Origin of the sequence: Geodermatophilus chilensis (assembly GCF_002802985.1) — a bacterium.
GTDB lineage: Bacteria > Actinomycetota > Actinomycetes > Mycobacteriales > Geodermatophilaceae > Geodermatophilus > Geodermatophilus chilensis.
The window spans coordinates 1-6,027 of record NZ_NVPT01000239.1 but is presented as its reverse complement, the minus strand read 5'-3'; the positions used below and the strand labels follow the sequence as shown (position 1 = coordinate 6,027).

7 protein-coding genes and 3 pseudogenes are annotated in these 6,027 nt (G+C 70.5%); 4 read left to right on the top strand and 6 right to left on the bottom strand.

Annotation, left to right across the window (positions count from 1 at the left end; translation table 11 throughout):
- Positions 1-92 precede the first annotated feature (92 nt).
- From CNO22_RS25150 to CNO22_RS28605, 4 genes and pseudogenes are all read right to left on the bottom strand, one after another.
- A complete protein-coding gene (locus CNO22_RS25150) occupies positions 93-845 on the bottom strand; it encodes a tyrosine-type recombinase/integrase (RefSeq protein WP_100501979.1) in 753 nt (250 codons plus the stop codon).
- A complete protein-coding gene (locus CNO22_RS29490; protein ID WP_232807340.1) occupies positions 815-1,105 on the bottom strand; it encodes a hypothetical protein in 291 nt (96 codons plus the stop codon). The genes CNO22_RS25150 and CNO22_RS29490 overlap by 31 nt, the downstream gene beginning before the upstream one ends.
- Positions 1,106-1,449: 344 nt before the next feature.
- Positions 1,450-1,575: pseudogene (locus CNO22_RS30270) on the bottom strand (hypothetical protein); the annotation flags it as partial.
- A 26-nt stretch (positions 1,576-1,601) separates the two neighbouring features.
- The gene (locus CNO22_RS28605; protein WP_269799636.1) at positions 1,602-1,973 is read right to left on the bottom strand and encodes a helix-turn-helix domain-containing protein; all 372 of its coding nucleotides are present in this window, start codon (positions 1,971-1,973) and stop codon (positions 1,602-1,604) included.
- Between the two features lie 172 nt (positions 1,974-2,145).
- Between CNO22_RS28605 and CNO22_RS25135 the strand changes: the two genes are divergently transcribed.
- Together CNO22_RS25135 and CNO22_RS25130 are read left to right on the top strand one after the other, a co-directional pair.
- The gene (locus tag CNO22_RS25135; protein ID WP_198588584.1) at positions 2,146-2,607 is read left to right on the top strand and encodes a phage holin family protein; all 462 of its coding nucleotides are present in this window, start codon (positions 2,146-2,148) and stop codon (positions 2,605-2,607) included.
- Positions 2,607-3,563, top strand: coding sequence for a DUF3618 domain-containing protein (locus tag CNO22_RS25130; RefSeq protein ID WP_100501977.1), 957 nt, complete (start codon positions 2,607-2,609; stop codon positions 3,561-3,563). The genes CNO22_RS25135 and CNO22_RS25130 overlap by 1 nt, the downstream gene beginning before the upstream one ends.
- A gap of 171 nt (positions 3,564-3,734) precedes the next feature.
- Here CNO22_RS25130 and CNO22_RS29990 read toward each other — a convergent pair whose 3' ends face one another.
- Together CNO22_RS29990 and CNO22_RS30265 are read right to left on the bottom strand one after the other, a co-directional pair.
- Positions 3,735-3,887: an SDR family oxidoreductase gene (locus tag CNO22_RS29990; protein WP_332870104.1), complete on the bottom strand. Its 153-nt coding sequence runs from the start codon at positions 3,885-3,887 to the stop codon at positions 3,735-3,737.
- Positions 3,888-3,918: 31 nt separating this feature from the next.
- Positions 3,919-4,095: pseudogene (locus CNO22_RS30265) on the bottom strand (SDR family NAD(P)-dependent oxidoreductase); the annotation flags it as partial.
- Between the two features lie 372 nt (positions 4,096-4,467).
- Here CNO22_RS30265 and CNO22_RS30260 point away from each other — a divergent pair.
- Together CNO22_RS30260 and CNO22_RS29480 are read left to right on the top strand one after the other, a co-directional pair.
- Positions 4,468-4,806: pseudogene (locus CNO22_RS30260) on the top strand (phosphotransferase); the annotation flags it as partial.
- A gap of 294 nt (positions 4,807-5,100) precedes the next feature.
- Positions 5,101-5,814, top strand: a complete 714-nt coding sequence (locus CNO22_RS29480) for a hypothetical protein (protein WP_100501975.1) — start codon at positions 5,101-5,103, stop codon at positions 5,812-5,814.
- Positions 5,815-6,027 lie beyond the last annotated feature (213 nt).

The following is a 6,027-nucleotide window of genomic DNA, read 5'->3' as shown; positions in this document are numbered from 1 at the left end:
GCAGCGCCTACCGCACATCGTCCGAGGCTTCTTCGGCGACCCCGAATTGGCGTACATCGCCGCCGTTGCCTGAAGTCAACCTTCGCGCGATCTCATTGGTATCCGACACTTTGGGCGGTCCTACCCCCGAGCACCAGCAGGTCGGCGGCTCGGTCGCTCACCGTGCGGCGGCTCATGTAGCGGTCCATGGTCATGCTGGCTCGGGCGTGCCCCAGGTGGTTGGCGACCTCGCGCCCGGACAGCGTCAGGCCCAGCACGGTCGCCACCGTGTGCCGGAACGTGTGCGCCGTGGCCCACTCGTGCCCGGCGGCGGTCAGCAGGTCACCCACGTCGTGACTCGTGTTACTCGGGTCGCGCAGGCGACCACGGGGCGAGGGAAACACCACGTCCCACTCGTTCCGCTCGTTCCGCTCGGCGTAGACCGAGCGGGCCACCAGGCGGGCCAGTAGGTCGGCGGGGAGCTTGATCGTCCGGGTGCTGTTCTCGGTCTTGCCGTCGTCCTGGATGTGCAGACCGGTCCCGGTCTCTCGGACCACGACCGGACCGAGTTCTGCCGTCCCCTCGGCCAGGTCCAGCGCCGACCAGCGCAGGGCGCATGCCTCTCCGATGCGGGCACCCGTGCCCGCCAGGAAGGCCAGCAGGTCGGCCAGGTCGCGCCGGGCGGCGATGGGGTCGGCATCGGCGTAGGCGATCACCGCATCCCGCTCCGCCTCCGTGAAGGACCGCTCAGCGTCCCGGGTTCCCTTCGGCTTGGTGGTCCGCACCTTGATGGGGCCAGCCGACCGCACCGGGTTGGCTCGGATGGCGTCGTGCTTCATCGCCAGGTCCAGCACGCCGCGCAGCACCGTTCGCACCGTCCGGGCAGCCCCTTTGCCCGAGGCTCCCTTGGCGATCTCGGCCAGGAACCGCTCGACCCCGCGGAGCCGAGGTAGCGCAGCCGGCACAGCGGAATGACCGGGCCGGCGGCCAGCACGCCCTCGACGTAGGCGAAGCCGGCCCGGTAGCGCATCCGCACCTCGGCCAGGTCCGGCCAGCGTTCGCGGGCGCGGTCGGCCAGTCGCCAGTGCAGCGAGTGCTTGGTGGAGTCCGGGATCCTCTTCGCCATCGCCTCATCCTGGCCGCCGGGCGGCGTGGCACCGTCGGGATCGACGCCGGCGGCGGGACAAAAAGCAATGGCACTGGCGAGCCCCCATCGGCTAGTGGTGACCGACACCGACCGCCGGGTGTTGACCGCCCGGGCGAGGTCGCAGCGGTGCGCGCACCGGGAAGTGCTGCGCGCCCGGGTCGTGCTGGCCGCCGCGGAAGGACTCGGTCGTGGGTGTCGCGGCTGCGGTCGGCGGTGGGGGTGGCCTTGGGTCGGGCGGTGTAGACGGTGGCCGGGGTGGCCCGCTGGGGCAGGGACCGGTGGGGCCGGTGCTGGTTGTACTCGACGATGAACAGGTCGAGCAGGGCCTGCAGTTCGGCGATCGTGGTGGGCTGGACGGGTTGGGCGCGCAGCCACTTCTTCAGCGTCTGCTGGACGCGTTCGACCTTGCCGCAGGTGGTGGGGTGATTTGGGGCGCTGTTCTTCTGCACGATGCCCAGCCGGCGCGGCTCGTGTTCTAGACGCCGTGCCGGACCAGGATCCGGTTGATCGTGGCCCGCGACAGCGTGATCCGGTGATGGTGGGCCAGGTGCCAGCCGATGGTGTCCGCGCCGGCGTCCAGCCCTGACTCGCTCAGCCGCTTGCGCAGCCGCAGCACCAGCTCCACCGTCTGCGGCGGGGTGGCCCGAGGGGAGGTGTGTGGGCGCCGCGAGCGGGGCTCGAACGCGGCGTCGCCCTCGGCCCGGTAGCGGGCCAGCAGTTCATACAGCCAGGAGCGGGACACGCCGTAGGCCGCGACGACCTCGGCCGGAACCGGCCCTCGACCTCGAGCGCGGTGATGACCAGCCGGGCTTTTGACATGGCCAAGCCTCGGCCGACCGTCTGGCATGACCCGAGACATCAGTCCGGCATGTCCTGAGACACCCGTCCGGGATGTCCTGAGCCAGGACACATGTCATTGCTGTTCCTCACATGAGAGGCATCGCCGGAGGCACTTTGGGTATGGCCTCTCGTGGCGGCGATCACGACGGTGCACGCAACCGGTGGGGAAGGTGACTGCTGTGGCGCACGGTATGGGTCGACCGGAGTCGGAGAACGCGTCGCTCGGCGAGTTGGCCAAGGGTCTCACGCAGGATGCGTCGACTCTGGTCCGGCAAGAGATCGAGCTGGCCAAGGTCGAGCTGCGCGGCAAGGCGCGCACCGCGGCTCCCGGGGTGGCCATGCTGGGGGCCGCCGGTGTGGTGGCACTCGCCTTGCTCGGGTCGCTCACCGCCGGGTTGATCCTGTTGGTCGGTCTGGTCCTGCCCGCGTGGGCGGCCGCGCTGGTGGTCACCGGCTTCTGGGGCGTGGTGGCCGGCGGGCTGGCCGTGGTCGGGCGGTCGCGGCTGCGTGCGGCTGGGCCGCCGGTGCCCGAGCGCACCGTGGAGAGCCTCAAAGAGGACGTCGAGGTGGCCAAGGAGGCTGCGCGTCCGCAGCCGGCTGACGGTCGCCCGGCGTCGGGCAGCAACAGGAGCGGCAGCTGATGACCGACGACGAGGCGGTGATCAAACAGCAGATCGAGCAGACGCGGGAGGATCTCGGCGAAAAGGTCGAGGCCCTTCGGGACAAGGCGGAGGAGATCCGCGGCAAGGCCGACCTGCGCAGCCGCGGTGAGGAGAAGCTGCGGGGATGGCAGGCGGGGTTCGTCGCCGGCGCCCAGCGGTTCCGGCAGGACTTCGCCGACCCGCACCGGGCTGGGGACGGCGGGGACGCCGTACGGGTCGCCCCGGACGACGGGGCCGCGCCGGCAGTTGATGTTCCGACCCAGCCTGCCGCCCCACCGGCGGGCACTGCCGCGCTGGAGACTCCGGTGCCCCCGCCGCCGTCTGCTGGTCAGCGGGGGCACCGGACCCGGCCGGCTCCCGGTGCACGGCTGAGAGAACTCGGTGAGGCCGGCGTCGCGGCCGGCTGGCGACGCAAGGTCGCCGACGGTGTCGCCCCGCGGGTCGCCACGTCCGCGCCGCTGTCGCGGGGCGAGGCCAGGGCCGCCCTGGGCCTGGTGTTCCTCGCGATGTCCGGGTCCTTCGTGCTCAAGTCGGTGACCACGGCGCTGCGTCGCGGGAACCGCGGCGTGGAACACCAGGCGTACGCGGCGGCGCGCCCGAGGGAAGTCCGGTACCGGTCGGCATATCCTGCTTCGCGCGGCGACCGGTATCCCCGCCGGCACCGGCCCGCCACGACTCCCGGCAGGAGGGCAGCGGCGGGTCTGCTCAGCGCGCCGCTGGCCGGGGTCAACAAGGGCTGGCGGAAGGCAGCGGCCGACCGGGTCGCGCCCAGGCTGGCGGCCAGGACACCGCTGCGCGACGAGCACGCCCGGGCGACGCTGGGCGTCGTCTTCCTCAGCCTGTCCACCTACTACGTCATCGGCTCGGTACGCCGCTTCCGCAACGCCGAGGCTCAGCGGGCCGGTACCCCGCAGGCGGACCTGCCGTCCCCGTGATCGAGCCGCTGTAACGCTGGAGCGCTCGCCGGCCGACCGCCGACGCGGTCAGCCACGCCGGCCGCGCATGGGCGATCGGCCCTGGACCTCAGCCGTACATCCCGGCCTGGGATCCGTTGTCCCCTGCTGTCAACGACGGCCCAAAACTGCCCCCTAGCAACGGGCGGGTCGTCAGTCGGTGCTGACAACGGGTCGGTGGGTGTCCAGCGTCAGCCCGCCGTCCACGACGATCTCGGCTCCTGTGCAGTAGGAGCTGTCGTCCGAGGCGAGGAAGGCAGCGACCGTGGCGATCTCGTCCGGCCTCCCGATACGCCCGAGGGGAATGGAGGAGTACTCCTCCGGGATCTGCCCGCCGGGCGCCCATCTCCGTTGCCACGCCTCCCGGATGGATCATGTTGACTTGGATTCCGGACGGGCCCAGCTCCACGGCGGCCGCCTTGCTCATGGCGAGCAGTGCGGACTTCGTCGAGCCGTAGGCGGCCGTGTTGTCCAGCGGGGCGAACGATGAGATGGACACGATGTTCACGATCGATCGGCGTGCGGGCGTGCGTGGGTGAGACTTCTCGGGTGATAACCGAGGAGGGTCAGGAGGTGGCCGCCGCGCTGGGCAGCGCCGCGGTGGCGAGCCGCACGTTGGCGGGCGGTTCTCACATCAGACGTGCCTCCTCACGTTGAGCGACGGGCAGGTCGTTGTCCGCCTGGGTGGCGGGGACCCGGCGGTCGAAGCGGCGGTGATGGCCACCGCGGTGGCGTACGTGCCCGTTCCCCAGGTGCTGCTGGTTAGACGGGCGGTCAAGGGCAGACGACCGCTGATGGTGCTCGAGCATGTGCCGGGCACGTTGCTCAGCGATGTCCTCTCCGGCGGTGGTCCCGACCGCTCACCCGGCCGGCAACTCCGGCGGACCGAGGCGGAGGCCTCGGCGCCGAGGTGGGGCAGGTTGTCGCCGGTCTCGGCGCGGTGCGCTTTACCGCTCCTGGCTTCTTCACCGACGAGACTCTCGGCGTCCGCCGCGAGCCGCCGTGGTCGCAGCAGCTCGTAGAGGTCGCCGAGGCGTGCATGAGGGACACCCCACTCACGCGGCCCGACCCGGCCACCCGGCGAGCCTGGGTGGGCCTCTGTGAAGTTCATGCGCCAGCGCTGGTCGCCGTGGATGACCACGCGCGCCTCGTGCACGCCGACGTCAACCCCAAGAACATCTTGGTCCCCGGCACCGGCAGCCGCTGGTGCGTGGAGGCCATCCTGGACTGGGAGTTCCAGCTACTCCGGCTGTCCTTACGGCGATGCCGCGAACATGGCTCGCTTCGCTGCGGACTATCCGCCCGGCTTCTCCGATGGCTTCCGCGCCGCCTTCACCAAGCACCGGCCCGTGGACCTGCCCCTGGTCGACCGCTGGGTCTACCTAGGCCGTGTCCTCGACATGTTCGCACTCAGCGACCTCGTCACCCGCCCGCTCGGCCATCCCCAATGGAGACTGGGGAAGCCTCGAGTAGAAGTAGCGGAAGCTGCTTGCCCAGATCCCCCACGGAGGGACTCTCGATGTCCGGCGACGAGACCCCGCCCGTTCACCATGAGGACGAGCTCAACCATCCCGCCCCGCCCGAGGTCGTTGGTGTGCTGAACGTTCAGCTAACCAGCGTCGCTCTCGGCCCTGATTACCCGGCAACTGCGATCTCCGCGGAGATCGGCCGCGTAGCCATCGCCGCTGCGCGGGTGGATGAGGAGTACGCGTTGCTGCTGTCCGCGCTGCATGCCGGCAAACGCACCGACTGGGACTTCGAGAAGCTGCGTCGCGGCTCCAGCAGGTGGTTGCGCGACACGTCGTTGGACCGGCTGGAGGAGTTGTTCGAGGAAGAACTGCTGGAGCACGCCCGCGACACCGTGCAGGCCGCCTACATGGCCCTCGACCATCGGCACATTGCGATGCACAGCGTCTGGACCTTGACCGGTCCAGACGCTACGACCCCCGTGCCCGACCTGGTAGCGGCCCTTGAGAGCCCGGATCCGGACGCCGCGTTGGCCGCGCTCGTTGGCCGTGATCTCGACTCCGAGGGCTGGCGAATGGTGCACCCGCGCACAGGCGCCCCGGGTCCCGGCTCTCTTGCAGAACTTCGCAGTATCCGTGGAGACCTTGAGCGCGCGCTGAACCGCCTCACGGAGCTGCGCTTCCGTCTCGCCAGCGCTCTCTACGTCGGAAAGCCCTCCGGTGCCCGCCGAGTGATCAGCCTTGACGGCAACGAGTCCTCGGCCTGATGACAGAACCAACCTCCAACCCGGTCACGGCGTGCCAATGATGGATCCCTGTCCGGCCACGACGGACTGAGGCTCCGACCTGTCCCCAAAGGCGGTTTCAGACATCCCACGGCGCTAGGGCGTGTCTCGCAGATCTTGACGTGTGGGTCCGGTAGGCCTGGGTCGTGTTCGATCGTCATGACCTGACCGACGCGGAGTGGGCGCGACTGGAGC

Bases quoted from the DNA above. Each gene is read 5' to 3' on its own strand.
- CNO22_RS28605 (WP_269799636.1), bottom strand. From the start codon at position 1,973: ATGCCAGACGGTCGGCCGAGGCTTGGCCATGTCAAAAGCCCGGCTGGT.
- CNO22_RS29490 (WP_232807340.1), bottom strand. From the start codon at position 1,105: ATGGCGAAGAGGATCCCGGACTCCACCAAGCACTCGCTGCACTGGCGA.
- CNO22_RS25130 (WP_100501977.1), top strand. From the start codon at position 2,607: ATGACCGACGACGAGGCGGTGATCAAACAGCAGATCGAGCAGACGCGG.
- CNO22_RS29480 (WP_100501975.1), top strand. From the start codon at position 5,101: ATGTCCGGCGACGAGACCCCGCCCGTTCACCATGAGGACGAGCTCAAC.